This is a genomic window from Brevibacterium sp. Mu109 (genome assembly GCF_900169375.1).
Classification (GTDB): domain Bacteria; phylum Actinomycetota; class Actinomycetes; order Actinomycetales; family Brevibacteriaceae; genus Brevibacterium; species Brevibacterium yomogidense_A.
On the sequence record NZ_FXZF01000002.1, the window covers coordinates 199,217 to 225,225 of the forward strand.

A 26,009-nucleotide genomic window follows, 5' to 3' on the forward strand; every position below is an offset into this window, starting at 1 on the left:
ACGGGCCGCCGCACACCGGTGTGGTGTGCGGCGGCCCGCATGCGCTCAGGGTCCCTGGGGACCGATCAGCGCGAGTAGTGCTCGACGACCAGCTGGACGTCGGCGGTCACGGGGACCTCGACGCGCTTCGGGCGACGCAGCAGCGTCGACTGCAGCGCCTCGAGCTCGACCTTGAGGTAGCCCGGGACGGCGGGGAGCACGTCGCGGTGCGCACCTGCGGCGGCGACCTGGAACGGATCGGTCTCAGCCGAACGCGGCTTCACGTGGATCATCTGACCCTCCTTCACGCGGAAGGACGGGCGGTCCACGAGCTGTCCGTCGACCATGATGTGGCGGTGCACGACGAACTGGCGAGCCTGTGCGATCGTCCGGGCGAAGCCGGAGCGCAGGACGAGTGCGTCGAGTCGCATCTCCAGCATCTCGACGAGGTTCTCACCGGTCAGACCCGGGAGGCGCTTCGCCTCCTTGTACGTGTTCAGCATCTGGACCTCGCGGATGCCGTACTGCGCGCGCAGACGCTGCTTCTCCTTGAGGCGGACCGAGTAGTCCGAGTCGTTGCGGCGGCGTGCGCGGCCGTGCTCGCCCGGGGGGTACGGGCGGCGCTCGAAGTACTTCTCAGCCTTCGGCGTGAGCGGGATGCCGAGTGCGCGCGAGAGGCGCACCTGGCGACGATGACGTGCGGGAGCAGTCATGGAATGCCTTTCTTCGTGACGTTCGTCCGGGCCAGTGGACCCGCTGGGGGCCGGACTGCTGTTTCCCTCCGTACGGGAAAGAGGGGCGGATCCGCGAGTCCGGTTCCGCCCGACCGCCTCTCGATGAGGCACAGCAACGCACCACCTTAGCACGCGCGGAGCACGCGGCTCACGCCTGCAGGTCACGCCTCAGAAACACACCTGAGAGTCACGCCTTCGGGTTGCCGCCATCGCGACGCAGCGCCTCGAGAGACGCGAGCCGGTCCGCCATGCGCGCTTCGGCGCCGTTCGGTGTGGGGCGGTAGTACACGCTGCCCGTGAGGGACTCCGGAAGATAGCTCTGCGGCGAGACGCCGTACGGCCAGTCGTGCGAGTAGAGGTATCCCTCGCCGTGCCCCAGCGCCTTCGCTCCGGGATAGTGCGCATCCCGCAGGTGGAGCGGCACCTGCCCGGCGCGTCCCTGCTTCACATCCGCGATCGCCGCGTCGAGCGCCCTGTACGACGCGTTCGACTTCGGTGCGGTCGCGAGGTAGACAACTGCCTCGGCCAGCGGGATCCGGCCCTCCGGCATTCCGATCCGCTCCACCGCCTGATGAGCGGAGACCGCGACTGTGAGGGCGTGCGGGTCCGCCATGCCGATGTCCTCCGAGGCGGAGATCACCACGCGGCGGCAGATGAAGCGCGGGTCCTCCCCCGCCACGATCATCCGCGCCAGGTAGTGCAGCGCGGCGTCCGGATCGGACCCCCTGATCGATTTGATGAAGGCCGACACCACGTCGTAGTGCTGATCACCGTCGCGGTCGTAGCGGATGACGGCCTCCGCGCTGGCCTCCGACACGTCGTCCTCCGTCACCGTGAGGCCGCCGTCGGACGGCTCCCCCTCCCCTGCCGCAGCGCGGGCGCGGGCGATCCCGGCCGCCGCCTCGAGGATCGTGAGCGAGCGGCGCGCATCCGCACCGGAGACCCGCACGATCATGTCGCGCGCGTCGTCGGTCAGCGAGAATTCGCCCGCCAGCCCGCGCGGGTCGGCGATCGCCCGCTCCAGGAGCCCGGAGATCGCTGCGTCGTCGAGGGGCCGCAGCGTCAGCAGGAGGGAGCGCGACAGCAGCGGCGCGATGACGGAGAAGCTGGGGTTCTCCGTCGTCGCCGCGACGAGCACCACGAGCCGGTTCTCCACCGCCGGCAGGAGAGCGTCCTGCTGGGCCTTGGTGAACCGATGGATCTCATCGAGGAAGAGGACGGTCGTCCGACCGTGGAGCTCCCGCTCCTGGCGCGCCGACTCGACGACCTGGCGCACGTCCCGCACGCCCGCGGTGATGGCCGACAGCTCGACGAAGCTGCGCCCCTCCGCGTGGGAGATGACGTGGGCCAGTGTCGTCTTGCCGACTCCGGGCGGACCCCACAGCATGACCGAGGCCGGGCCGGTGGTCGCGTCGGAGCCGGCCTCGACCAGTTGACGCAGGGGCGACCCGGGGAACGTGAGGTGGTCCTGGCCGACCACCTCGTCGAGGGCGCGGGGACGCATCCTGACGGCGAGCGGGTCCAGTGCCCGCCCGGCGTCAGGCGCGTCGCTGAAGAGGTCTGCAGTCAGGTCAGTCCTCCTCGTCCTCCGGCTCGTGGTCGACGCCGGCCTCTGCGCGCTGCTGCGGGGTGATCGGAGCGGGCGCATCCGTGAGCGGGTCGTAGCCGCCGCCGGACTTCGGGAAGGCGATGACGTCGCGGATCGAATCGGCACCCGCCAGGAGTGCGACGATGCGGTCCCATCCGAACGCGATGCCTCCGTGCGGCGGCGCCCCGTACTTGAAGGCCTCCAGGAGGAAGCCGAACTTCTCCGACGCGTCCTCCGGGCTGATGCCCATGACGGAGAAGACGCGCTCCTGGACGTCGCGCGAGTGGATGCGGATCGACCCTCCGCCGATCTCGTTGCCATTGCACACGATGTCGTATGCGTAGGCCAGCGCTTCACCGGGATCCTTATCGAAGGTCTCAAGGAACTCCGGCTTGGGAGACGTGAAGGCGTGGTGGACGGCGGTCCAGGCGCTGCTGCCGACGGCCACGTCGCCGGCCGCCTCGGCATCCGCGGCGGGTTCGAACATCGGCGCGTCGACGATCCAGACGAAGGACCACTCGTCCTCGTCGAACAGGTGCTCCCGCACGGCGATCTCCTTGCGCGCTGCACCCAGCAGCGCTCGTGCCGAGGCCGCGTCCGAGGCCGCGAAGAAGATCGCGTCCCCCGGCTGAGCGCCCGCCGCCGCGGCGAGGCCGGCCCGCTCCTCCTCGGACAGGTTCTTGGCCACCGGTCCGGTCAGCTCGCCGTCGGGCTGCACGAGGACGTACGCGAGGCCCTTCGCACCGCGCTGCTTCGCCCACTCCTGCCACCCGTCGAGCTGTCGACGGGGCAGCGTGGAGCCGCCGGGATAGACGACGGCGCCGACGTAGGGGGCGCGGAACACGCGGAAGGGCGTCTCGGAGAAGTACTCCGTCAGCTCGACGAGCTCGATGTCGAAGCGCAGATCGGGCTTGTCGGAGCCGTAGCGCGCCATCGCCTCGCGGTACGTCATCCGGCGGATCGGCCCTGCGATGTCGACGTCGATGAGCTTCCACAGGGAGCTGAGGATCTCCTCCGCGAGCTGGATCACGTCGTCCTGCTCGACGAACGAGGCCTCGATGTCCAGCTGGGTGAACTCCGGCTGGCGATCCGCGCGGAAGTCCTCGTCGCGGTAGCAGCGCGCGATCTGGTAGTAGCGCTCGATGCCGCCCACCTGCAGCAGCTGCTTGAAGAGCTGCGGTGACTGCGGGAGTGCGTACCAGGAGCCGGGGCGCAGGCGCGCCGGCACCAGGAAGTCGCGCGCGCCCTCGGGGGTGGAGCGGGTCAGGGTCGGCGTCTCGACTTCGACGAACGAGTGCGAGTCGAGGACCGCACGCGCGGCCCTGTTGACGTCCGACCGCAGTCGCATCGTCTTCGCGGGGCCGGAGCGGCGCAGGTCCAGGTACCGGTGGCGCAGGCGCGTCTCCTCCCCCACCTGGCCGGCGTCCTCCGCGTGGTCGGAGACCTGGAACGGCAGGGCAGCCGACTGGGACAGGATCGTCACGTCCGTGTCGATGACCTCGATCTCGCCTGTCGGCAGGCCGGTGTTCTCGTTGCCCGCGGGGCGGACCGACACGGTGCCGCTCACCGTCACGACGGTCTCGTTCCGGAGCTGGTCCGCGACCTGCTCGCGGACGACGACCTGGACGATGCCCGTCGAGTCGCGCAGGTCGATGAACGCCACACCGCCGTGGTCACGACGCCGGTCCACCCATCCTGCGAGAGTGACGGTGGTTCCGGCGTCGGAGGCGCGGAGGGCTCCGGCCGAGTGGGTGCGTAACACGAAGAGGACTCCTCGGATAGGTCTGGGGAGGGATGCAGGTCCATGATAGTCACAGCGGAGAGCACGGAACGGACAGCCAGGAGGCGCTCATGGACACGGACGCGGTGGACGAGGACTCGCTGCCCACGTCAGCGCAGGTCGAAGTCGCGGCGGAGACTTTCCGCATGCTGTCCTCGTCGACCCGGCTCCTCATCGTGCGGATCCTCGTGGACGCTGAGCACGATGTGACATCTCTCGCGACCCTCGCGGACGTGAGTGTCCAGGCCGTGTCGCAGCACCTGGCGAAGCTCCGCCTGGCAGGGCTGGTGGGCTCCCGCAGAGAGGGCCGGCGCATCATCTACACGGTCGACGATCCCCACGTCGTGGCGATGGTCGAGGAGATCTTCGAGCACATCGCACCGGACGGCTCGCTCGCGCCCGACCCTGCGGAGCTCAGGCCCCAGCGCCGCACGCGCCGCTGAGGTCCTGTCACCTCTGAGGTCGCGTCACCGCCGCTGCGACCTCACTCCGCTGACACCCGCTCGACGCGCGGCCACAGGTCCTCCGCCGCGGGCGCCCACACCTCGGGGTCGGCCGTCTGCTGCTCGCCGGAGCGGATGTCCTTCACCTCGTGCCCCGTCTCGCCGTCGACGAACCAGACGAACGGGATCCCCCGACGATCCGCATAGCGGATCTGCTTGCCGAACTTCGCCGCCGCCGGTGCCACGTCCGTGGGGATCCCGCGGGCCCGCAGGACCTCGGCGACCCGATCGGACTCGTCCCGCCGGTCCTCATCCGTGACCGACACGAGCACCGCGGTGGGCACGGGACGGCTCGCGGCGACCATGCGGTCCGCTCCGACCAGGCGGGACATGAGGCGGGAGACGCCCACGGACATCCCGACCCCGGGGTAGGTCCGCTTGCCGTTGGACGCGAGCGCGTCGTACCGACCGCCGGAGGCCACCGACCCCAGGTCCTCGTGGCCGACCAGCTGCGTCTCGTACACCGCGCCGGTGTAGTAGTCGAGCCCACGTGCGATCTTCAGCTGCGCCCACACGGTCCCCGGGGCGCGACGGTGCGCGGCCTCGAGGATGCGGGTCAGCGACGCGAGCCCCTCATCCAGCAGGGGGTGGCTCACGCCGAGCGCGACGACCTCGTCGGCGAACCCCGCATCAGGACTCTCGATCCGTGCGAGTGCCAGGCAGAGCTCCTGCTGCCGCGTGTCGGCTCCCGCCTGCTCGGCCAGCAGGCGGGCCACGGCGTCCTCGCCGATCTTGTCGAGCTTGTCGATGCTCCGCAGCACGGCGGGGATGTCGTCCAGGCCCGCGCCTCGTGCGAACCCTTCGATCAGGCGGCGGTCGTTCGCGAGGATCCTCACGGGCGGGACGCCCAGCTCGCGCAGCGCGTCGAACGCGGCAGCCATGACGAGGGGCACCTCGACCTCGAAGTGGTCGGGCAGGGAGTCCTCCCCCACCACGTCGATGTCCGCCTGGATGAACTCGCGGAAGCGGCCGTCCTGCGGCCGCTCGCCGCGCCACACGGGCTGGATCTGGTAGCGCTTGAAGGGGAACGCCAGGTGGCCCGCGTGCTCGACGACGTAGCGTGCGAACGGCACGGTGAGGTCGAAGTGGAGTCCCAGGGGGTTCTTCGCATCGTGCTGCTCACCGTGGAGCCGCGACACCGCGAACACCTCCTTGTCGATCTCGCCCTCCTTGGCAAGAGCGCTGATCGGCTCCATAGCCCGCGTGTGGATGGCGCCGAACCCGTTGAGCTCGAAGACATGCTTGAGGAGGTCGATGACCCGCTCTTCGACGATGCGGTCGGAAGGCAGCCATTCGGGGAAGCCGGACAGTCTGGCGGCACGTGCCATGGGTACTCCTGGTCGGTGGGCGGGACGCTCGAGCGCCCCTGCGGATGTCAGAGTGCGTGTGTCAGAGGCTGCGAGCGCCTCAGAAAAAGGGGTTCGTCGTGAGTTCGTGGGACAGCCGGGTCCCGGGTCCGTGGCCCGGCAGCACCGGTGTGTCGGGACGGTCGCGCAGTGCCTCGAGGGACGACTGCATCGCCGCGGGGTCGCCGCCGGGCAGATCCGTGCGGCCGATGCTGCCGGCGAAGAGGACATCGCCGCTCATGAGCACGGAGGCGGGGCCGTCACCGGCCGGGCTCGGATCGTCGATCGCGTACAGCATGGAGCCCTCGGTGTGCCCCGGCGCCAGCGTCGCGGTGATCGTGAGTCCCGCGGCCTCGAGCACGTCGCCGTCGTCCACGGCACGCACCTCCGGCCTCACCCAGTCCTGGGCGAGCGGTGCCAGTGCCTGCGCGAACTGTGCTGACACGCCGCCGGCCGGATCGTCCAGCCGGTAAAGGTCCGGACGCCCCAGGTGCACGGGCACTGCGAAGCGCTCCAGCAGGTGCGGCAGGCCGAGCACGTGGTCGGCGTGACCGTGGGTCAGCAGGATCGCTGCGGGCCGCCATCCGCGGTCGGACAGCACGTCTGCGAGGTCGTCGGCGCAGTCGTACCCCGCGTCGATGAGCAGGCAGGCCGAGCCCTCGGCGCCGTCACCCGCGGCCACGGCATAGCAGTTGACGTCGAGCAGCTGCGCGCGCACTCCGGTGATCTCCATGCACACGAGTCTAGACCGGCACGGTCTTCGGCCGGTGCGGCGGATATGCTGGTGCGGTCAGCGTCGGCACCCGTGTCGGCGGCCCATCCGCACCCCTCCGCCGCATGGCCGGAGGTCAGTCACGAGGATCACGATGAGCAAGCCCACGCCGCACCAGCCGTCACCCGTCCCCGGTCCCCGGCCGGTCCCGGGTCCAGGCCCCGCGCGACGTCCCGCAGCAGCACCCGCCGCCGCCCCCATCCGCAGCGATGCCGACCGGGCAGCGGCCGTCGCCGCGGCGACCGCCCACGGCCGCGTCGACGACGAGCTGAAGGTGTTCGTCCTCACCGCAGACGGCGAACGCGAGGTGGGACAGTATCCGGACGCGGAGCCCCAGGCGGCACTCGAGTACTTCGCGGGCCGCTACATCGATGCGGTCGACCAGGCTGATCTGCTCGAGCAGCGTCTGGCCGCCGGCGCGGACGCCGCGCAGGTGCGCACCTCGGCTCGCACCCACCTCGACGAAGTCCCGGAGCTGGCCGCCGTGGGCGACATGGCCGCGCTCACGGCGCAGCTGTCGGCACTCATCGAGCAGACCGATGCGGCGCAGGAGCAGGCGCGTGCGGAGCGCGCCGAACGACTCGACGAGGGTCGCGCCAAGCGCACGCAGATCGTCGCAGAGGCGGAGTCCGTCGCCGCGCAGGATCCGGAGCGCACGCAGTGGAAGCAGTCAGCGGCGCGGATGCGCGAGCTGTTCGATGAGTGGAAGAGCATCCAGAGCCGGTACCCGCGCCTCCCCCGTGCTGAGGACCAGGAGCTGTGGGGACGGTTCTCCGCGGCGCGCAGCACCTTCGACCGCGGCCGGAAGGCGCACTTCGCCCAGCTCGATGCGCGGTCCTCCGAGGGCAAGCGGATCAAGGAGAAGCTGATCGTCCGGGCTGAGGAGCTCTCCGGATCGACGGACTGGCGGGAAACGGCTGCGAAGTACCGCGATCTCATGGACGAGTGGAAGGCGGCACCGCGTGCAGGCCGCCGCGACGACGACGCCCTGTGGGCGCGGTTCCGTGCCGCCCAGGACGTCTTCTTCGACGCCCGCACCGCCGACAACGCGCGCATCGATGAGGAGTACCGCGGCAACCTCACGGTCAAGGAGGCACTGCTCGAGGAGGCCCGTGCCCTGCTGCCGGTGAAGGACATCGCCGCCACGAAGAGCGCTCTGCGCGACATCCAGGACCGCTGGGAGGACGCCGGACGGGTCCCCCGTGCGGACCTGTCGCGGATCGAGGGCGGGCTCCGCGAGGTGGAGAAGGCACTCGCCGATGCCGAGGCGTCCGAGTGGGAGCGCACGAACCCGGAGACGCGCGCTCGCACGTCCGGCGTCCTGGCGCAGCTCGAGGATTCGATCGCACAGCTCGAGGATGACGTGGAGAAGGCACGCGGAACCGGAGACTCCCGGAAGATCGCGAAGGCCGAGGAAGCGCTGGAGGCCCGCCGCTCCTGGTTCGCGCAGCTGCAGCAGACCGCCGACGAGCTCGCCTGATCCCGCTCTGCCCCCTGATCCTGGGCGGTATGTGGGGATCGGACGGCTGCCGGTCGCGCCACGGGCGGCCGTGCCACTGACGGTCACACCACGCACCTGCGAGGTGACCGTCATCCACAGGTCGGCCGATCCCCTTGCGGCAGCGGCCCCGTGACACCAGAGTGGCTCCATGACCGGGTTCCACCGTCTCGATGCGCCGCTCCCCCTCACAGGGCTGCTCGCACTCGAATACGACGGCCTGCTCCAACGGCTCACCCACGACGTGTGGATCCCCCGCGGGACCGTCGCCGACCCCCTGCTGCGCACGACTGCCCTGGGAGACCCCCCGCGGCCCAGCCTGGCGCTCTCCCACAGGACCGCGCACTGGATCTGGTGGGGATCCGCGACGGGGCGGGCACCCGCGCTCGATGAGTACACGACGCTCGCACGGCGCCGCATGCGCGCGACGGGTGTCGGCTGGACCGTCTACGAACGCGACGTGCCGCCGTCCGAGCGGGTGGATGTGTCAGGGACCTGGGTGACCTCGCCGGAGCGGACCCTCTTCGACCTCCTCCGGGACACGACGGCCACGGTCGCGGATCCGCTGCGCGCCGCCCGCGCGGCGTTCGCCCGTGTGCCCGATGCGGACCGCCACGCATTCCTCGCGTGGCTGGAGACGATCGAGCGACGGCCGTTCATCGCGCGGACTCGTGCGCTCGCCTTCGCCGCAGTCCGGCGAGGGGCCGCCGACGCTCAGACGCTCACCCGGTAGGCGTCGAAGACGCCCTCGATGCGCCGGACCGCGGCCAGCACGTTGTCCAGATGGGTGCCGTCGCCCAGCTCGAAGACGAAGCGCGACTGCGCCACGCGCGCCCGCGACGTCGCGACGGAGGCGGACAGGATGTTCACGTGGAGCTCGGACAGCACACGGGTGATGTCGGACAGCAGCCCGGATCGGTCGAGTGCCTCGACCTGGATGTTCACGAGGTAGAGGCCCCGTGTCCGACCGGTCCACTCCACCTCGACGAAGCGCTCCGGCTGGGTGCGCATCTGCTCGAGGTTCGAGCAGTCGTCACGGTGGACGGAGACTCCGGCGCCGCGGGTGACGAATCCCACGATCGAGTCACCGGGGACCGGTGTGCAGCAGCGGGCGAGCTTGATGAGGAGTCCCTCCGACCCCTTGACCCGCACTCCCTCGGACGTCGAATGGTGTCCACTCGAACGCCCGGTCCGGTTCGTGGGACCGAGTACGACGGGCTGCTCGTCCTCCGCCCCCGTGGCCTTCGCGAGCAGGTCGACGACGTGCGCTGCGGACGTCGTGCCGTTGCCGATCGCCGCGTAGACCGCGGACACGTCTGCCAGCCGCAGCTCCTCCGCGACCTTGAGGAGGCCTTCCGCGGACATGAGCCGTTCCGCGGACAGCTGGTGGCGACGCATCGCTCGCGCCAGCTGCTGCCGACCGTTCTCGATCGCCTCCTCACGGCGCTCCTTGCTGAACCACTGCCGGATCTTGCTGCGCGCACGGGGCGACTGCACGAAGGAGAGCCAGTCTCGACTGGGACCGGCGGTCTCGTCCTTCGACGTGAAGACCTCGACGACGTCGCCGTTCGACAGCTCCGATTCGAGCGCGACGAGGCGGCCGTTCACACGAGCCCCCATGGTGCGGTGGCCCACCTCGGTGTGCACCGCGTACGCGAAGTCCACCGTCGTGGAACCTGCGGGCAGCGCCATGATGTCGCCCTTCGGTGTGAAGGCGTAGACCTCCTGGGAGTTCACCTCGTAGCGGAGACCGTCCAGGAACTCCTCCGGGTCGGACACCTCCTTCTGCCAGTCGAGGAGCTGCCGCAGCCAGGCCACGTCGTCGACGCTGCCCGTATCCCCCACCGTCGCCGTGCGCCCGCCGACCCTGGCGCCGCCCCGGTCCTTGTACTTCCAGTGGGCGGCCACGCCGAACTCCGCGCGCCGGTGCATCTCGCGCGTGCGGATTTGGATCTCGACCGGGCGGCCGTACGGTCCGATGACGGTCGTGTGCAGGCTCTGGTACATGTTGAACTTCGGCATCGCGATGTAGTCCTTGAAGCGGCCCGCCACCGGCGACCAGCGCGCGTGGACGATCCCGAGCACCGCATAGCACTCGCGCACCGTCTCCACGAGGACCCGCACGCCCACGAGGTCGTAGATGTCCGCGAACTCGTGGCCGCGGACCACCATCTTCTGGTAGATCGAGTAGTAGTGCTTCGGACGTCCGGAGATCGAGCCGTCGATGCTCGACGCGACGAGTTCGTCGCCGAGCTCCTTGGAGACGATCCCGAGGTACTTCTCGCGTTCGGGGGCGCGCTCTGCGACGAGGCGGACGATCTCCTCGTACACCTTGGGGTAGAGCACCTGGAAGGACAGGTCCTCGAGCTCCCACTTGATGGTGTTCATGCCCAGCCGGTGTGCGAGCGGGGCGAAGATCTCCAGCGTCTCCTTGGCCTTCTTCCCACTGGAGGAGGCCGGGACGTACTTCCAGGTCCGCGCATTGTGCAGACGGTCGGACAGCTTGATGACGAGCACGCGGATGTCGCGGCTCATCGCGACGATCATCTTCCGGACCGTCTCGGACTGAGCGGCTTCGCCGTATTCGATCTTGTCGAGCTTGGTCACCCCGTCGACCATGACGGCGATCTCTTCGCCGAAGTCCTCCCGGAGCTGATCGAGCGAGTAGTCCGTGTCCTCCACGGTGTCGTGGAGCAGCGCTGCCGCCAGCGTCGTCGACGTCATCCCGATCTCCGCCAGGATCGTCGCGACCGCGACGGGGTGGGTGATGTAGGGATCGCCGCTCTTGCGGGACTGGCCCGAGTGCGCCCGCTCCGCCACCCGATACGCGCGCAGGACGAGACCCGTGTCACTGCGCGGGTGATTGACCTCGAGTGCCTGCAGGAGAGGGCCGAGCGCCTTGGGCCGCGCCGGGTCCTGCTGGGCGCGAGCGGTCCAGAACGCGAGGCGACCCAGTCCGCGCCGCTTCGAACCGGCGGTCTCGTCGACGTGTGCCACGCGGGCCTCCCTTCAGTCCGGCGGTCCGTTCCCGCCGTGAGCCCATGGTACGGGCAGATCCGCGCGGAACCCGTCAGACAGGCTCAGCGATCGGCGGTCAGCATCGGCTGCTGAGAGGGACCTGCCCGGAGACGGGCGCTCAGAGTCCGGCGCTGACGGGCACCTCGTCGCCCAGCACGGGCGCGCGGTCCGGCAGGTTCTTCTCACGGCGCCGCTCGTCGACCGCCGCCTCCTGCGCGCGCACCGCGGGCTCACGGCTGCGCAGCAGTCCGTAGAGGGGCGAGGCGACGAACAGTGTGGACAGCGCGGCGACGATCGTGCCCACGAACAGGGACAGAGAGATGTCCGTCAGCGTGCCCGCACCGAGGAGGAACACGCCGATGAAGAGGATCGCCGCGATCGGCAGCACCGCGATGACGGATGTGTTGATCGAGCGCACGGTGGTCTGGTTGACGCCCAGGTTCACCAGTTCGGAGAACTTCATGTGGACGTTGTCCTCGAAGTCCTTGGTGTTCTCCCTGATCTTGTCGAACACCACGACCGTGTCATAGAGCGAGAAGCTCAGCACCGTGAGGAAGCCGATGATGGCCTCCGGCGTGATCTCGAAGCCCGTCGCGGAGTAGATGCCGACCGTCACCACCATGACGGCGACGAGGCCGATGATCGCGGCCAGGGACATCTTCCACGTCCGGAAGTAGATCGCCATGAAGATCATCGCGAGACCCAGGAAGATCACGAGCGCACGGATCATCTTGTCCGTGACGTCCTGTCCCCACTCCGGGCCGACGAAGTTCGAGGTGACGTCCTCCGCATCGATGGAGTAGGCGCTCACGAGCGCGTCGCGCACCTCCTGCATCTGCGGGTCGGTCAGCTGCTCGGTCGTCACGTCCACGGACGTGTCCGACGTCGGGACGACATTCGTTCCCACATCGCCCAGGACGGACGTGACCGCCTGCTCGGCGACCTGGGTCTCCGAGGAGGACACGTTGTCGACCTTGAACTCCGAGCCGCCCTTGAACGCGATGCCCAGGTTGAAGCCGAAGATCAGCGGGATGGCGATGGACACGAGTCCCAGGGCCGCGGCGATGGTCAGCCACAGCTTCGCCCTGCCCACGAAGGGGATCGACGTGCGCCCGCTGTGCAGGTCGTTGCCCCACGACAGGAACTTCCTCATCGCGCGTCTCCTGTCTGTTCGTCGGTTCCGACCGCGCTCACTGCGTCGCCGGATTCCTCCGCGTCTCGCTGCGCGCGGGCCTTCCTCTCCGCGAGGCTCAGACCTGCGCCTGCCCTCTCCTCACGTCTGTCGACGTCCTTCTGCCGGCGCTTGGCCTCCTTGAAGGAGCCCTTCTTCGTCCCCTCGCGCTTCGCACGATCGAGGTCGATGTTGAGCGCACCGCGGTAGGCGGCCTGGGTGACCCCCAGCTGGCGCGGATCCATGCCGGACATCGGATGGCCGTCGCCGAAGAAGCGGGTCCGTGCGAGGAGCTGCATCATCGGGTGCGTGAACAGCACGGTCACGAGCAGGTCGACGATCACCGTGAGGCCCAGGGTGAACGCGAAGCCGCGCACGCTGCCGACCGCGAGCAGGTAGAGGATCACCGCGGCGAGCAGGTTCACCGCCTTGGACGCGAAGATCGTCCGCTTCGCCCGGTCCCAGCCGATCTCCACCGCGGACGTCAGCTTGCGACCGCTGCGCAGCTCGTCCCTGATGCGCTCGAAGTACACGATGAACGAGTCCGCCGCCGCGCCGATGCCGACGATGAGGCCGGCCACGCCCGCAAGGGAGAGGCGATAGCCGTACCGCCATGTGACCAGCAGCAGGAGCAGATACGTGAGCACACCCGCGACCGCGAGGCTCGAGACGGTCACCGTGCCGAGCACGCGGTACTGCACGAGCGAGTACACGACGACGAGTCCCAGGCCGATCAGTCCGGCCAGGATGCCGCTCGCCAGATAGTCGGAGCCCAGGGTCGGCGAGATCTGCTGCTCGCTCTGGACCTGGAAGCTGATCGGCAGTGCGCCGTTCTTCAGCTGGTTGGCGAGTGTCTCGCCCTCCTCCATGGTGAAGTCACCGGTGATCTGCGCGTTGCCGTCCGTCACAGGCGTCTGCGACTGCGGCGCGGACAGGACCAGGCCGTCCAGCACGATCGCGAACTGGTCGTACGGCTGCTGCTGGCCGGTGATCGCAGTGGTGATCTGACCGAACACCTCGCGTCCGACGCTGTCGAACTCGAGCGTGACCGCCACGCGGTTGGTCTGGGTGCCGGTGGAGGAGGTCTCGAAGCCGAAGTCCGCGTCGGCCACGTGGGAGCCGTCCAGTTCGACGGGTCCCAGGATGTACTTCGCGCTGCCGTCCTGGGCGCAAGACACGAACATCTCATCCGCGTCGGCTGTCGTCCCGCCCGTGCGATTCTCCGGGTCCGTGCAGTCGAGCTCTGCGAACTCCGTCATGATCTCGTCGTCCGCCCACGACATGTCGGCCTGCGGATCGAAGCGCGGAACGGTGCCGCCCGCTTCGCCGTCGGCCGGAGCCTCCTCAGTCGCGGCTCCTTCGGCCGGAGCCTCCTCAGCGGGGGCCTCCTCAGCGGCAGCCGCCGCCTGCGGTGACGTCTGCGCTCCGGGAGTGACTGCGCCGCCGCCCTGGGGCACGTCCTCGGCACTGCCCTCCGCAGCACCCTCGTCACCCAGCAGCTCCTCGAGTCGCTCACGATCCTCATCGCTCAAGTCAGCGGCGGGATCCTCCGTCTCCTCCGGAGCGGGCTCCTCCTGCTGCTGCTGATCGACGGCCTCGGGTGCGCCGACGAACGCGACGCGCCGGAACGCGAGCTGCGCGGACGACCTCACGAGGTTGCGCGTCTCCTCGTCCGGATTGCCGGGGAGGTTGACGATGATGTTGCGGTCGCCCTGCGTCGTGATCTCCGCTTCCGACACGCCGGTGGAGTCGACGCGCTGGCGGATGATGGCGACGGCCTGCTCCAGCTGCTCCTGCGAGATCTCAGTGTCCTCGTCGACCTGGGGCTCCAGGATGATCGACGTGCCGCCCTCGAGGTCGAGAGCGAGCTTGGGCGCCCAGGTCGCGCTCGACCAGATCGCGCCGGCGCCGATGAGCACGATGAGTGCCACGGTGACGACGCCCAGCCAGACGAAGGACAGGACCGGGCGCGGTTTGTTCGAGGGTGCGGCCACGTTATCGCTTTCGGGAGGGGGAGGGTGTGCGGATCAGCGGCGGTCGCCGTCGGAGTCCACGTCGTCGACGTCGTCCGCATGATCGGTGTCGGGGGTCTCGCGTGAGGAGTCGTCGGCCGCATCTGCGCGCGCACCGTCCGCGTCCGCCTGGCGGTCGACATCCTGAGAGTCGACATCCGGGCGGTCGACATCCGCATCGGCCTCTGCGTCGCTGCGGTCCGCCGCCGCGCCGCGCTCGGCGTCGCCATCGGCGGGGGTGAGGGAGGAGAGATCGTCCGGGATCTGCGTGTCACCGAGGTCCGCATCGACCCGGTCGGAGTCCGCGCCCGCCGCGCCGGCGCCGTGCAGACCCGCGTCGACGGGCTCGTCGATCTGGCCGATGGCCTGGCGGTGGACGGTGAGGACAGTGCCGGGGCCCGCCTCGATGATCACCTTGTTCTCCTCCGGCAGGACGTCGACGACCGTGCCGAACACACCGAACGTGGTCATGACCCGCGCGCCGGCGACGAGTCCGGAGGACAGCTTCTCCTGCTGCTGGCGCTGCTTCTTGCGCGAGTTCATCATGAAGAAGATGAGCAGTGCGCCGAATCCGAGGATCAGGATCATTTCCATGGGGCGGGAGCCGCCTTTCGTAAGAGGTGTCGAGAAGACCGCATACCAGTCTAGTGCGACCGCACGAGTCTCTCACATCAGGGCACTCGACTGCTCGTCACGGGTGCTTCGGGCGGCTCGTAGCCGAGGTGGCGCCAGCCTGCATCCGTCACGATGCGCCCGCGCGGGGTCCGGGTGATGAGCCCCTCCCGGACGAGGAACGGCTCTGCGACCTCTTCGACGGTCTCCGCCTCCTCTGCCACGGACACGGCCAGGGTGCTGAGGCCGACGGGACCTCCCCGGAACCGATGGCAGAGGGCCTGGAGCACGGACCGGTCGAGCCGATCGAGCCCCAGTTCGTCCACCTCGTAGACGCGCAGCGCGGCGCGCGCGGCATCTTCGTGGATCGTGCCGTCGCCCCGCACCTGCGCCCAGTCGCGCACGCGTCGCAGGAGGCGATTCGCGATGCGCGGTGTGCCGCGCGAACGGGATGCGATCTCATGGAGGCCCGCGGAGTCCGCGGCGATGTCCAGCTTCCCCGCGGACCGGACCAGCACCCGGTGCAGGTCCTCCGTGGAGTAGAAGTCGAGGTGGCCCGTGAAGCCGAAGCGGTCGCGCAGCGGTGCGGGCAGGAGGCCCGAGCGGGTCGTCGCCCCGACCAGTGTGAAGGACGGCAGATCCAGCGGGATCGCGGTGGCCCCCGGGCCCTTCCCGACTATCACGTCGACGCGGAAGTCCTCCATCGCGACGTAGAGCATCTCCTCCGCCGCACGCGACATCCGGTGGATCTCGTCGACGAAGAGCACCTCCCCCTCCTCCAGGGACGAGAGGATCGCCGCGAGGTCGCCCGCATGCTGGATCGCCGGCCCCGAGGTGACCCGGAGCGGCTTGTCGATCTCATGCGCGATGATCATCGCGAGCGTCGTCTTGCCGAGGCCGGGCGGGCCCGACAGCAGCACATGATCCGGGGCGCGGCCCCGCGCCAGAGCGGCATCGAGGACGAGAGAGAGCTGTTCGCGGACCTGCGGCTGACCGACGAAGTCGTCCAGTCCGCGCGGACGCAGGGCGGCCTCCGCCGCGCGTTCGGGGTCGCCCGCTCCGCTGCGGGTCAGCCGTTCCTGCTCCGCGCCCGTGGGTCCGTCGTCGTCGAAGTCGACTTCGTAGGAGTGGTCCGTCACAGGCGTCCGCCCAGTGTCCGCAGAGCATCGCGCAGCAGTGCGGGGACGGCGGCGTCCGGCGTCGCCTCACGCGCCTGTGAGACCGCCTCCTCCGCCTGCGTCTGCTTCCATCCCAGTCCGACGAGCGCGTCCACGACCTGGTCGCCCGGGGCGACGGCCGGCGCCGCAGCGGTTCCCGGCAGTCCGATGCCGCCGGCGGGCAGCTTGCCGGTGAGTTCGAGGAGCATCCGCGCCGCGCCCTTCTTCCCGATCCCGGGAACGGTGGTCAACGCCGCCTGGTCCTCGGAGGCGACGGCAGACCGCAGACCGTCGGCGCCGAGCACGGCGAGCACCGCCATCGCGAGCTTCGGGCCCACTCCGGAGACCGTGAGGAGCACGCGGAACACGGATCGTTCGTCTGCGGCCTCGAAGCCGTACAGGGTGAGCGAGTCCTCACGGACGACGAGCTCCGTGTGGAGGTCGACCTCCATGCCGTCGCGCAATCGCGCTGCATGGGCGGGCGTGACGGTGACGAGTCTTCCGACGCCTCCGGACACGATGATGACTGAGTCCGCTGCTGCGGAGCGTGCGGTGCCGGACAGGTACGCGATCAACGGCGCTCTCCTCCTGGGGTGCAGTCGATGCGGGACTGCTATCGAACACGTGTGCGATTGTCAGTCTAGCGACCCGGCAGTGCGTTCACGAGTCCGCCGCGCGCAGCGCCCGCGCCCACTGCTCCTGGGCCGCCGTGAGGCCGGACCCCTGCCTGCCCGCGGCACGGCGGGACAGCACGTCCTTGTTCTTCCCCGGCGTCGACGCTCCGGCGGTCGCCCCGCGCCACAGGTGCGTGATCGCGAGTGCGAGTGCGTCCGCGGCGTCCGCCGGCTTCGGCGGGGCGTCCAGGCGGAGGATGCGGGTCACCATGTGCGTGACCTGCTTCTTGTCGGCGCGTCCGCTGCCGGTGACAGCGGCCTTCACCTCCGACGGGGTGTGCATCGCGACGGGGATCCCACGCCGCGCGGCCAGACCCATCGTGAGCCCGGAGGCCTGCGCGGTCCCGATGATCGTGGAGACGTCGGAGCGCGCGAAGACGCGCTCCACCGCGACGACGTCGGGACGATGCTCATCGATCCAGCTGTCGAAGGATTCCGCGATGCGGCCCAGCCGCACGTCGACGGACTCGTCCGACGGTGTGCGGACCACCCCCACTGCGATGAGCTCCGGCCGGGTGGGTCGGCCCGACTCGACCACGCCCAGCCCCAGCCGGGTGAGCCCGGGGTCGACGCCCAGGACGCGCACGGATCAGTCCTCGTCGAGTTCGGCGAGCACCTCGTCCGACACGTCGAGGTTCGTGTACACGTTCTGCACGTCGTCGAGGTCCTCCAGCGCGTCGATGAGGCCGAACACCTTGCGCGCAGCGTCGGCGTCCGCGGGCATCTCGACATGCGGCACGAACGCGGCCTCCGCGGACTCGTAGTCGAGGCCCGCGTCCTGGAGCGCGGTGCGGACCGCGACGAGGTCGGTGGCCTCGGAGATGATCTCCCACTGCTCGCCCGCGTCCTTGACCTCTTCCGCTCCGGCATCGAGCGTGGCCTCGAGGATCGCGTCCTCGTCCGCCGACTCCTTCAGCACTGTGACGACGCCCTTGCGGTTGAAGTTGTAGGCGACGGACCCGGGGTCTCCCATCGAGCCGTTGTTACGGGTGACCGCCACCCGGACGTCGGACGCCGCACGGTTGCGGTTGTCCGTGAGGCACTCGATGAGGAGCGCGACGCCGCCCGCGCCGTAGCCCTCGTACATGATCGTCTCGTAGTCGACGCCGCCGCCGTCCAGGCCGCCGCCGCGCTTGACCGCACGATCGATGTTGTCGTTGGGGACAGACAGCTTCTTCGCTCGCTGCACCGCGTCGAACAGCGTCGGATTGCCCTCGAGGTCGGGGCCGCCGTTGCGTGCCGCCACCTCGATGTTCTTGATCATCTTGGCGAAGAGCTTGGCGCGCTTCGCGTCGATCGCGGCCTTCTTGTGCTTGGTCGTCGCCCACTTGGAGTGGCCTGCCACGTGTTCTCCTCCGGATCTGATGCGTCTCTCATGCTGCGTGTCTGGTGACACGTCAGTCTACAGTCGGCGCCGTCCCCAGCTGGGACCGCACTGCCGCCATCCGCTGCACGACCGTGACGATGCACAGCAGGCTGAGGACCCCCAAGGCAAGGGTGAGCACGAAGACTGGCACGCCCAGGCCCACGATCCCCGTCACGACCAGCGTGACGAGCAGCCGGTCCGCGCGCTCCGCGATTCCGCCCGCGGCCCGCACCCCCAGCGCCTCGCCCCGTGCACGGACGTAGGACACGAGTGACCCGGTCACCAGGCACACGAGTGCCAGCAGCGCGGTGAGCGGGTCGTCGGCGCCCAGGAAGAACCAGAGGGCCAGTCCGACGAACACCGCGGAATCGGCGATGCGGTCCAGCGTCGAGTCGAGGAACGCGCCCCATGCCGACTGGGCACCGGAGAGCCTGGCCATGATCCCGTCGAGCATGTCGGCCAGCACGAACACCGTGATGACGACGGTGCCCCAGAAGAGATGGCCGAGCGGATACGCGACGAGTGCGCCGACGCACACGCCGATCGTCCCGATGACGGTGACGGCGTCCGGTGTCAGCCCGATGCGCAGCAGACCGCGCGCCGGCGGGGTGAACAGCCGGGTGAAGGCGGCGCGCGCGATCGAGTTGAGCATCAGCCGTCCTGCGCGTGACCGTGGCCGGCCGGCAGGCCGAAGCGCCGGCGCCACCACTCGTTGATCGCGTCGAAGCGGCTGATGCGATGCAGCGGTCGGCCGCTGCGGGACAGCTCGTGGTCCTCTCCCGGGAAGAGGAGCATCTCCGCCTCCACTCCGTGGCGCAGCAGCCCCGCATAGAACTGCTGGGCCTGTTCGAGCGGGCACCGCAGATCCTGCTCGGAGTGGACCACCAGGCACGGCGTGCGGATGTCCCCCACCTGCGCGAGCGGCGACTGCCCCGCCACCGACTCGGCGTCCGTGCCGAGGTACTCGTGGCCGAAGAACCCGCCGATGTCGCTCGTGCCGGCGAAAGCGACCGGATCGAGGAAGCCCCTCTCGACGATCGCACCCGCGAAGCGGTGGTCGCGTGCGATCACCATCGCCGTGAGATATCCGCCGTAGGACCCGCCCTGCACCCCCAGGCGCGAGGTGTCGAGCCGGGGATGGTCCGCCAGTGCGGCGTCGAGGACGGCGAGCACGTCGTCGGCTGCAGGCGATGCGAAGTCGCCGCGCACCGCTTCGCCCCAGGCGCGACCGCGGCCGGCGGAGCCGCGCGGGTTCGACCACACGACCGCGACCCCCGCGTCGAGCAGCGACTGCACCTCGTCGAAGGCCGCGGCGGTGTACTGCGCGAACGGGCCGCCGTGGATCGAGAGGACCACGGGGTGGGGCCCCGGTCCGGCCGGGATGGCGCACCACCCGTGCACCTCTCCCCCGGCCGTCGCCGCCGTGACCGGATGGGCCGCGTACCAGTCGCGCGAGTCGAGCTCGGTGAGCTGGAGCGGCGCAGACTGCGGATCAGACATGTCGAGGTGGAAGACCTCGCCGCAGCTGTGCGGGGTGGCCGCGGTGACGACCGCCGTCCCGTCGGCTGTCGCGTCGAATCCCGTCACCGTCCAGGTCTCCGGAGTCAGCGCGCGGATCCGCTGCGCGGCCTCCACCCCGTCGGAGAGGTCCACCGCCACGAGGCGCTCAGCGCCGTCGTCGGTCATGAGGCACAGCGCCTCACTGCCCACGATCCGCAGATCGCCGCCCAGTTCCCCCTGGTCGGTCGGCGTGAGGCGGAGCGTGGAGCCATCGCGCGTGTCGTGCACGTGGAGGCCCGTCACCTGCGCGACGAAGTCGGAGTGGCCGGGGCCCACATCGGACGCGAGCAGCGCGATCCTGTGCGCGTCGATCCAGACGTGGGCCTGCACGCTGAGATCGCCCACGGGGACTGCGCGCGGTGTCCCGTCCTCGACAACCCACACGGTCGTCCGCAGGTCGGCCACGGTGCCCGGGGCCTCGGCGGGGCCCAGGACGGACACCCTGCCGTGCTCCGCCCGCACGTCGCGCACATCGCCGTCGAGGCGGAGGACCTCGTGGACGTCGGGCAGCGGGATCTCACCTGCAGGTGCCGGTGCGGTCTCGCCGCTGAGCGGCACGCGCACGAGCCGCGCGGGCCGGTCGAGGACGTATCCCACGCCGTTCGACTGATAGGTGAGCGTCGTGATCCGCCGGGGCGACTCCGCCTCGGCGCTCACGGCGGGATCGGTCCCGTAGCGCCCGGGCTCGGGGTCGCGCGCGATGATGTACGCCTGCGCCCCGTCGGGCGTGAGCGCGAACTCCGTGGCACCGAGCGGCAGATCGGTCACGGCGCGGCCCGTCTCGTCGGCCGCTGACACCCACAGCTGCGCCGGGTGGGCGCGCGGCGCGCTGAGGTGGGCGGAGACATGCCCGGCCCGCGTGAACGCGCGGTCGGACCAGGCGGAGGACACGCGCCGGACCGTGCGCGGAGCGGAGTGCTCCGGCGCGAGGGCGGCCGCGTGGAAGCGGGTCGTGTAGCTGTCGGTCTCCGCATCCGGGCGCGTCACCTCGAAGCGGACCTGTTCCCCCTCGAGCACGGGACGGCCCAGCGTGTGCAGAGAGCTCACGAGTGCGCGTGCGTCAGGCATCCGCGCCCCACGCCTCTGACACGAGCCTGCGGACCTCGTCGTGCACCTGCGGCAGAGCCTTCGTCTGGGCGATGATCGGCAGGAAGTTCGCATCCCCGCTGAAACGCGGGACCACGTGCTGATGCAGATGCGCCGCGATGCCCGCGCCCGCCACGGCTCCCTGGTTCATCCCGAGGTTGAAGCCGGCCGGACCGGACACGCGCCGGATCGTCCGCATGGCCTCCTGCGTGAAGGCGCCGAGCTCGTGCGTCTCCTCCGCCGTCAGATCCGTGTAGTCCGCGACGTGGCGGTAGGGGCAGATGAGCAGGTGCCCCGGGTTGTACGGGTACAGGTTGAGGACGGCGAAGACGTGCTCGCCGCGCGCCGCGATCAGTCCGTCGGAGTCCTCACGACCCGGCGCGGCGCAGAACGGGCAGTCGGCATCGCCGTCGTCCTTCGGCTTCTCGGGGCCCGCGACGTACACCATCCGGTGGGGCGTCCAGAGACGCTCGAAGCCGTCCGTCTGCCGGGGGAAGTCCGCGGCGTCCTCCGGTTCGGGACCGTCGCCGGGACCGTGCCCGCGGCCGTCGCCGGGCACCGCTGCTCCGTCGCCGGCGCTCATACCTGCGCCTTGGACTCGATCGCGGTCATGATCGTCTCGATCGCCTCGTCGACCGGCACCCCGTTGCGCTGGGTTCCGTCGCGGAAGCGGAAGGACACGGCTCCCGCCTCCTGGTCCTCACCGCCGGCGATCAGGATGAACGGCACCTTCTGCTTGGTCGCGGTGCGGATCTTCTTCGGCATGCGATCCGTCGAGTCGTCGATCTCGACGCGCACACCGCGCGCCGCGAGCCGCCCCCGGATCTCCTCGAGGTAGGGGACGAAGGCGTCTGCCACGGGCACTCCCACCACCTGCACAGGTGCGAGCCATGCCGGGAACGCTCCCGCGTAGTGCTCCGTGAGGACGCCCATGAAGCGCTCGATCGAGCCGAACTTCGCGGAGTGGATCATGACGGGGCGCTTCCGGGTGCCGTCCGATGCCTGGTACTCCAGGTCGAACCGCTCCGGCTGGTTGAAGTCGTACTGCACGGTCGACATCTGCCACGTGCGGCCGATCGCGTCGCGCGCCTGCACGGAGATCTTCGGGCCGTAGTACGCGGCGCCGCCCGGATCCGGGACGAGCTCCAGGCCGGTCTCCCGACCGACCTCCTCGAGCACTGCCGTCGCGGTCTGCCACTGCTCGTCCGAACCGATGAACTTGTCCTTCTTCTTCCCGTCATCACGAGTCGACAGCTCCAGGAAGAAGTCCTCCAGCCCGAAGTCGCGCAGCAGCTCGAGGATGAACTGGAGCAGGTGGCGGATCTCGTCGGCGGCGCTCTCCTGCGTGACGTAGGAGTGGGAGTCGTCCTGCGCGAAGCCCCGCACGCGTGTGAGTCCGTGGATGACACCGGAGGGCTCGTTCCGGTAGACGGAGCCGAACTCGAACAGCCGCAGCGGCAGCTCACGGTAGGACCTGCCCCGCGCCTTGAAGATCAGGTTGTGCATGGGGCAGTTCATCGCCTTGAGGCGGTAGGGGTGTCCCGGCTTGACGATCTTGCCGTCGGCGTCGCGCACCTCGTCGACCGCCAGCGGGGGGAACATCCCGTCCGCGTAGTACGGCAGGTGACCGGAGGTGTGGAACAGCTCCTCCTTCGAGATGTGCGGGGTGCCCACGTACTCGAAGCCCGCTTCGATGTGGCGGGTGCGGACGTAGTCCTCCATCTCCCGCTTGATGACGCCGCCCTTGGGGTGGAACACCGGGAGTCCGGAGCCCAGCTCATCCGGGAACGAGAAGAGGTCGAGCTCCACGCCCAGCCTGCGGTGGTCGCGGCGCTCCGCCTCCGCCAGGCGCTCCTGGTGCGCGCGGAGGTCGTCCTTGCTCGCCCAGGCGGTCCCGTAGACGCGCTGGAGCGAGTCGCGGGCCTGGTCGCCTCGCCAGTACGCGGCGGAGGCGCGGGTGACGGCGAAGCCCTGTCCGATCTGCTTGGTGGAGGGCAGGTGCGGACCCCGGCAGAGGTCCTGCCAGACGACTTCCCCGCGACGGTTGCGGTTCTCGTACACGGTGAGGTCGCCGGCGGCGACCTCCACCGACGACTCCTCGTCGCCTCCCGTCGTGAAGCGGGTGGTGATGAGCTCCGACTTGAACGGCTCGGACGCCATCCGTGCGAGCGCGTCCTCCTCGGACACGACCACCCGGTGGAAGGTCTGCCCCTCCTTGATGATCTGCTTCGCCCGCTTCTCGATGGCCTTGAGATCGTCCGGGGTGAAGGGCGACACATTGCCGAAGTCGAAGTAGAAGCCGTCGGTGATGAACGGCCCGATGCCCAGTGTGGCGCCGGGGAACAGCTCCTGGACCGCCTGCGCGACGACGTGGCCCGCGGAGTGCCGGAGGATGTCGAGGCCGTCCTGGTCCTCGAGGGTGATCGGGGCGACGTCATCGCCCGGGACCAGCTCCCGATCGAGGTCGGCGGGCGCTCCGTTGAGTCGGATTGCGACGACGTCGCGGCGGCCCTCGAACAGCTGCGCGGCCGTCATCCCCTCCTCGAACGCGTGCGACTGTCCTTCGAGGGTGATGCTCTGGGCCACGGTCTGCTCCTTCGATGTGTGCTGTGGCGGGACGTACCGGGTCCCGCGCCACGTGCGAGTCTAACGCGGATGGACCGGTGGATCGCCACCTGTGGCGCAGGAGCAGCGCCTGATCGACTGCCGGTGAATGCAGGAAGCCGGAGGTCGCTTCCGCGTCCTCCGGCTTCGTCTGTGCGCGATACTGGGATCGAACCAGTGACCTCTTCCGTGTCAGGGCAGTCAAGCTCTCCCATCCAACATCGCCTCGCGCGGTTTCATGCGGTTCTGTCCATCGTGAGTCACGTCTCGTAGCGTCTCTTCGCACCGCGTCGCCCGCTGTTTGTGACGGGTTTGTGACCCGGAGATCGGGCTCACCAGAGAGCAGATAAACCGGTCCGACGAGTTTGTCGAGACGCTGTCCTAGTAGCCCCAGGAGGGGCGGTCGCTAGGCTCGGAGGCTCGGATCTACTACGCCGCCAGCTCCCGCATTGCTTCGTCGACGCACGTGTCGATCTTCGGGCGGACGACCGCTTCGTAGATCTCCTGCACGCCGGGAACGCCGGCGAACTCGCGCTCGAGCTGCGCCAGCATGCTGTGGTAGTTCGAGCACGCGTGTCGCAGATAGTTCCCGCACCACCGATCGAGCGTCTCGTCGTCGACACCGGAGGTCGACGAATCGCGTCCGCGCTCTTCAGCGATCATGTTGCGGTGCGCGACGGCGAGTCTCTCTAGCTCGGCGCGATTGACGGGCGGGCGAACTTCGAGGCTCTCCGCTTTGGCCTGTGCGGCGGCGAGAACGTCGGCGGCCCGACGCTGCGCGACGGTCTTACCTACCTCGGACCGACGGTTCGCATCCTCGATGCGGGCGGCGAACTCCTCGCCGGCCTCGATCTCCTCGGCAATCTCTGCCCTGAAGAAGTGCATCGTGCTCTTGCCCGACGTCTTGAGGCTGAGAACGACGTGCGGCTCGCCGATGAACGAGGCGATCATGGCTGGAGTCCAGCCGCGGTCCTTCAGGTCGGCGCGCGACAGGAGCAGCCGCTTGCCAGCGGCCACACGCTCGGCGTCGTGTTGGAAGGCGGCCGTCCGCTCGATCCTCGCTACCTCGTCCATGTCGAACCATCCGGACGGCGCGGGCAGGTGGAGGCTGCGCAGGTCGCCGTTCCATCCGCGCTGTTCCAGGACGGAGAACCGGACGTTCTTCCCGGTCCCCGTCGACGTCTTCCGCCTCTTCGTCATGCTTGCTTCCCCTCTTCATCGCCGAGGCCCTTCGATGCCTCGTCATTCAGTACGCTCCACACCGTCCCCGTCGAGACGCCCGTCGCCCTGGCGATCTCGCGGATGGACTCGCCCTTCTCACGCCGTGCCAGGATCACGGTCCGACGATCCTCGTCGATCACCCGGGGCCGTCCGCCGACGTTCCCGCGCCTGCGCGCTGCCTCCAGGCCGTTCCTAGTCTTCCGAACGATGTCTCGGCGGCGGTCTTCGGCCAGAGCGAGCGCCAAGTCGAGGATCAGTGACCGCTCCGTGTGTTCGCCGGCGGCGATGCCTTCCAACACCTTGACAGCGGTGCCGCGCTCGAACAGTTCGGTGAGCACGATGAGCCCCTCCAGCAGGTTCCGGCCGAGACGGTCGACCTCCTGCACAGTGAGCATGTCGTCGTCGCGCAGGTAGTCGAGCGCCGCGCGGAGTCCCGGCCGATGATCGACCGCGAGCTTGCCGGAGACCTTCTCCTCGAAGACCTTGACACAGATCGGGTCGAGCGCGTCGTGCTGCCGAGCCACGTCCTGCTTCTTCGTACTCACGCGCACGAGGCCGACCAGTGCCACGCCTCCTCCTTTCGTTCAGAAAACCTGTTCAACTTCCCACTTCGATACTACACATTATTGAACGGGTTTTTGAACGACTGCCAACGTCCTTCGGGTCATTCTCAGGCTCGTCTCCAGCGTTCAATAGACGACCGTTTATTGAACGGAACGCATTCGATCGGCGGAGCCGCTCGCGAGGACCGCGATGAACCGGTCACACGAGAGAAGGAGCTGCCATGACCGCTGAGACCACCATCGACACGACGCCCCGCGCCTGGATCGGCTGCCTGCACTGCTACAACGACGGTCGGCTCGTCGGCGAATGGTTCGACGCCGAGGGCGCGGACGAGATCACCCTGGCCGACGTGCACGGAGGCGCTGCGCACTTCCGCTCCGACTGCGAGGAGATGTGGGTCATGGACCACGAGAACATCCCAGTCCGCGGCGAGATGAGTCCCTACGACGCTGCCCAGTGGGCTGAAGCCCTGGCCGCCGTCGACGAGCACCTGCGGCCAGCGCTGTGCGCCTGGGTCGAGACCGGCGCCTACGTCGCTGAGGGCTTCTCCGACCTCCCCAGCATCCCCGACTTCGAGGAGCGGTACTGCGGCGAGCACGAGACCTTCACGTTCTACGCCCATGAACTCGCCGAGGGCATCGGACTACTGCACGACGTGCCTGAAGAGGTAGTGCGCTACTTCAACTGGGATTCGTGGACTCGTGACCTCGGCTACGACTACACCACCGCCGACAGCCCCAGTGGGGGCGTGTTCGTCTTCCGTA

23 protein-coding genes are annotated in these 26,009 nt (G+C 69.4%); 4 read left to right on the forward strand and 19 right to left on the reverse strand.

Going from position 1 to position 26,009, the window contains the following annotated elements:
• Positions 1-65: 65 nt before the first annotated feature.
• The 3 genes from rpsD to aspS form a co-directional block, all read right to left on the reverse strand.
• Complete coding sequence (rpsD, locus tag BSP109_RS02240; RefSeq protein ID WP_087007236.1) at positions 66-692, reverse strand: 30S ribosomal protein S4; 627 nt, start codon at positions 690-692, stop codon at positions 66-68.
• 208 nt (positions 693-900) lie between these two features.
• The gene (locus BSP109_RS02245; protein WP_256970308.1) at positions 901-2,217 is read right to left on the reverse strand and encodes a replication-associated recombination protein A; all 1,317 of its coding nucleotides are present in this window, start codon (positions 2,215-2,217) and stop codon (positions 901-903) included.
• 67 nt (positions 2,218-2,284) lie between these two features.
• Positions 2,285-4,063, reverse strand: a complete 1,779-nt coding sequence (aspS, locus tag BSP109_RS02250) for an aspartate--tRNA ligase (RefSeq protein WP_087007232.1) — start codon at positions 4,061-4,063, stop codon at positions 2,285-2,287.
• An 89-nt stretch (positions 4,064-4,152) separates the two neighbouring features.
• Here aspS and BSP109_RS02255 point away from each other — a divergent pair, with 89 nt between their 5' ends.
• Complete coding sequence (locus BSP109_RS02255; RefSeq protein ID WP_087007230.1) at positions 4,153-4,524, forward strand: helix-turn-helix transcriptional regulator; 372 nt, start codon at positions 4,153-4,155, stop codon at positions 4,522-4,524.
• A gap of 41 nt (positions 4,525-4,565) precedes the next feature.
• On the opposite strand, the gene hisS is transcribed toward BSP109_RS02255, so the two are convergent.
• Positions 4,566-5,912 carry a histidine--tRNA ligase gene (gene hisS / locus BSP109_RS02260; RefSeq protein WP_087007228.1) on the reverse strand — a complete coding sequence of 449 codons (1,347 nt, stop codon included), beginning with the start codon at positions 5,910-5,912 and terminating at the stop codon, positions 4,566-4,568.
• 79 nt (positions 5,913-5,991) lie between these two features.
• Entirely contained in the window at positions 5,992-6,663 is a 672-nt protein-coding gene (locus BSP109_RS02265) for an MBL fold metallo-hydrolase (protein ID WP_087007227.1), read from the reverse strand.
• A gap of 133 nt (positions 6,664-6,796) precedes the next feature.
• Here BSP109_RS02265 and BSP109_RS02270 point away from each other — a divergent pair, with 133 nt between their 5' ends.
• Together BSP109_RS02270 and BSP109_RS02275 are read left to right on the forward strand one after the other, a co-directional pair.
• The gene (locus tag BSP109_RS02270) at positions 6,797-8,182 is read left to right on the forward strand and encodes a DUF349 domain-containing protein (protein WP_087007225.1); all 1,386 of its coding nucleotides are present in this window, start codon (positions 6,797-6,799) and stop codon (positions 8,180-8,182) included.
• A gap of 169 nt (positions 8,183-8,351) precedes the next feature.
• Positions 8,352-8,933 (forward strand): hypothetical protein, encoded by a 582-nt coding sequence (locus BSP109_RS02275; RefSeq protein ID WP_087007223.1) that lies wholly within the window; start codon positions 8,352-8,354, stop codon positions 8,931-8,933.
• On the opposite strand, the gene BSP109_RS02280 is transcribed toward BSP109_RS02275, so the two are convergent.
• From BSP109_RS02280 to BSP109_RS02345, 14 genes are all read right to left on the reverse strand, one after another.
• Positions 8,915-11,197 (reverse strand): bifunctional (p)ppGpp synthetase/guanosine-3',5'-bis(diphosphate) 3'-pyrophosphohydrolase, encoded by a 2,283-nt coding sequence (locus tag BSP109_RS02280; RefSeq protein ID WP_087007221.1) that lies wholly within the window; start codon positions 11,195-11,197, stop codon positions 8,915-8,917. The two genes, BSP109_RS02275 and BSP109_RS02280, sit on opposite strands and share 19 nt — an antisense overlap.
• A 139-nt stretch (positions 11,198-11,336) precedes the next feature.
• A complete protein-coding gene (gene secF / locus BSP109_RS02285; protein ID WP_101599237.1) occupies positions 11,337-12,371 on the reverse strand; it encodes a protein translocase subunit SecF in 1,035 nt (344 codons plus the stop codon).
• Entirely contained in the window at positions 12,368-14,383 is a 2,016-nt protein-coding gene (gene secD, locus BSP109_RS02290; RefSeq protein ID WP_101599238.1) for a protein translocase subunit SecD, read from the reverse strand. Before secD ends, secF begins: the two co-directional genes overlap by 4 nt.
• A gap of 33 nt (positions 14,384-14,416) precedes the next feature.
• Complete coding sequence (gene yajC / locus BSP109_RS17445; RefSeq protein ID WP_257944517.1) at positions 14,417-14,995, reverse strand: preprotein translocase subunit YajC; 579 nt, start codon at positions 14,993-14,995, stop codon at positions 14,417-14,419.
• 77 nt (positions 14,996-15,072) lie between these two features.
• The gene (ruvB, locus tag BSP109_RS02300; RefSeq protein WP_087007213.1) at positions 15,073-16,152 is read right to left on the reverse strand and encodes a Holliday junction branch migration DNA helicase RuvB; all 1,080 of its coding nucleotides are present in this window, start codon (positions 16,150-16,152) and stop codon (positions 15,073-15,075) included.
• A complete protein-coding gene (ruvA, locus tag BSP109_RS02305) occupies positions 16,149-16,745 on the reverse strand; it encodes a Holliday junction branch migration protein RuvA (RefSeq protein ID WP_101599240.1) in 597 nt (198 codons plus the stop codon). Before ruvA ends, ruvB begins: the two co-directional genes overlap by 4 nt.
• An 85-nt stretch (positions 16,746-16,830) precedes the next feature.
• Positions 16,831-17,430 carry a crossover junction endodeoxyribonuclease RuvC gene (ruvC, locus tag BSP109_RS02310; RefSeq protein ID WP_087007210.1) on the reverse strand — a complete coding sequence of 200 codons (600 nt, stop codon included), beginning with the start codon at positions 17,428-17,430 and terminating at the stop codon, positions 16,831-16,833.
• A 3-nt stretch (positions 17,431-17,433) separates the two neighbouring features.
• Positions 17,434-18,189 (reverse strand): YebC/PmpR family DNA-binding transcriptional regulator, encoded by a 756-nt coding sequence (locus BSP109_RS02315; protein WP_101599241.1) that lies wholly within the window; start codon positions 18,187-18,189, stop codon positions 17,434-17,436.
• A 52-nt stretch (positions 18,190-18,241) separates the two neighbouring features.
• A complete protein-coding gene (gene pgsA / locus BSP109_RS02320) occupies positions 18,242-18,862 on the reverse strand; it encodes a phosphatidylinositol phosphate synthase (RefSeq protein WP_101599242.1) in 621 nt (206 codons plus the stop codon).
• Positions 18,862-20,838 carry a S9 family peptidase gene (locus BSP109_RS17450; RefSeq protein ID WP_257944518.1) on the reverse strand — a complete coding sequence of 659 codons (1,977 nt, stop codon included), beginning with the start codon at positions 20,836-20,838 and terminating at the stop codon, positions 18,862-18,864. Before BSP109_RS17450 ends, pgsA begins: the two co-directional genes overlap by 1 nt.
• Positions 20,831-21,439: an HIT domain-containing protein gene (locus BSP109_RS02330; protein ID WP_087007202.1), complete on the reverse strand. Its 609-nt coding sequence runs from the start codon at positions 21,437-21,439 to the stop codon at positions 20,831-20,833. The genes BSP109_RS17450 and BSP109_RS02330 overlap by 8 nt, the downstream gene beginning before the upstream one ends.
• Complete coding sequence (thrS, locus tag BSP109_RS02335) at positions 21,436-23,442, reverse strand: threonine--tRNA ligase (RefSeq protein ID WP_101599244.1); 2,007 nt, start codon at positions 23,440-23,442, stop codon at positions 21,436-21,438. Before thrS ends, BSP109_RS02330 begins: the two co-directional genes overlap by 4 nt.
• Before the next feature lie 447 nt (positions 23,443-23,889).
• Entirely contained in the window at positions 23,890-24,660 is a 771-nt protein-coding gene (locus BSP109_RS02340; protein ID WP_101599245.1) for a hypothetical protein, read from the reverse strand.
• The gene (locus BSP109_RS02345; protein WP_101599246.1) at positions 24,657-25,250 is read right to left on the reverse strand and encodes a recombinase family protein; all 594 of its coding nucleotides are present in this window, start codon (positions 25,248-25,250) and stop codon (positions 24,657-24,659) included. Before BSP109_RS02345 ends, BSP109_RS02340 begins: the two co-directional genes overlap by 4 nt.
• A 215-nt stretch (positions 25,251-25,465) precedes the next feature.
• Between BSP109_RS02345 and BSP109_RS02350 the strand changes: the two genes are divergently transcribed.
• Positions 25,466-26,009: antirestriction protein ArdA (locus BSP109_RS02350; RefSeq protein ID WP_101599247.1), on the forward strand; the 544-nt coding region annotated here is incomplete at its 3' end.

What these genes read in the sequence shown, in the direction of transcription:
- rpsD (WP_087007236.1), bottom strand. Translation starts at nt 692, where the DNA reads ATGACTGCTCCCGCACGTCATCGTCGCCAGGTGCGCCTCTCGCGCGCA.
- BSP109_RS02245 (WP_256970308.1), bottom strand. Translation starts at nt 2,217, where the DNA reads ATGCGTCCCCGCGCCCTCGACGAGGTGGTCGGCCAGGACCACCTCACG.
- BSP109_RS02255 (WP_087007230.1), top strand. Translation starts at nt 4,153, where the DNA reads ATGGACACGGACGCGGTGGACGAGGACTCGCTGCCCACGTCAGCGCAG.
- hisS (WP_087007228.1), bottom strand. Translation starts at nt 5,912, where the DNA reads ATGGCACGTGCCGCCAGACTGTCCGGCTTCCCCGAATGGCTGCCTTCC.
- BSP109_RS02265 (WP_087007227.1), bottom strand. Translation starts at nt 6,663, where the DNA reads ATGGAGATCACCGGAGTGCGCGCGCAGCTGCTCGACGTCAACTGCTAT.
- BSP109_RS02270 (WP_087007225.1), top strand. Translation starts at nt 6,797, where the DNA reads ATGAGCAAGCCCACGCCGCACCAGCCGTCACCCGTCCCCGGTCCCCGG.
- BSP109_RS02275 (WP_087007223.1), top strand. Translation starts at nt 8,352, where the DNA reads ATGACCGGGTTCCACCGTCTCGATGCGCCGCTCCCCCTCACAGGGCTG.
- secF (WP_101599237.1), bottom strand. Translation starts at nt 12,371, where the DNA reads ATGAGGAAGTTCCTGTCGTGGGGCAACGACCTGCACAGCGGGCGCACG.
- yajC (WP_257944517.1), bottom strand. Translation starts at nt 14,995, where the DNA reads ATGGAAATGATCCTGATCCTCGGATTCGGCGCACTGCTCATCTTCTTC.
- pgsA (WP_101599242.1), bottom strand. Translation starts at nt 18,862, where the DNA reads ATGCTCAACTCGATCGCGCGCGCCGCCTTCACCCGGCTGTTCACCCCG.
- BSP109_RS17450 (WP_257944518.1), bottom strand. Translation starts at nt 20,838, where the DNA reads ATGCCTGACGCACGCGCACTCGTGAGCTCTCTGCACACGCTGGGCCGT.
- BSP109_RS02330 (WP_087007202.1), bottom strand. Translation starts at nt 21,439, where the DNA reads ATGAGCGCCGGCGACGGAGCAGCGGTGCCCGGCGACGGCCGCGGGCAC.
- BSP109_RS02340 (WP_101599245.1), bottom strand. Translation starts at nt 24,660, where the DNA reads ATGACGAAGAGGCGGAAGACGTCGACGGGGACCGGGAAGAACGTCCGG.